The sequence below is a fragment of the Dorea sp. 210702-DFI.3.125 genome (genome assembly GCF_020560945.1).
Taxonomy (GTDB): Bacteria; Bacillota; Clostridia; order Lachnospirales; family Lachnospiraceae; genus Dorea; species Dorea formicigenerans.
In genome coordinates this window covers 1-241 of record NZ_JAJCNF010000127.1, presented here as the reverse complement: position 1 = coordinate 241, position 241 = coordinate 1, and the positions used below count along the sequence as shown (strand labels likewise).

Here is a 241-nt window from a genome sequence, read left to right as displayed (position 1 = left end):
AGAGCATCTGCCTTACAAGCAGAGGGTCATAGGTTCGAGCCCTATTGGTCCCATTACAACTTAAAAGTTGTTAGTTATATTGAATATGGGTGGATTCCCGAGTGGCCAAAGGGGACAGACTGTAAATCTGCTGCTTAATGCTTCGGTGGTTCGAATCCACCTCCACCCATTAGCCTAAAGGCTTGCGCCGATGTGGCTCAATTGGCAGAGCAGCTGATTTGTAATCAGCAGGTTATCGGTT

1 tRNA gene is annotated in these 241 nt (G+C 47.3%); it reads left to right on the top strand.

Features of this window, described 5'->3' with window-relative positions:
• Positions 1 to 87 precede the first annotated feature (87 nt).
• Positions 88 to 169 (top strand) — tRNA-Tyr (locus tag LI164_RS15835).
• The last annotated feature ends 72 nt before the right edge of the window (positions 170 to 241 follow it).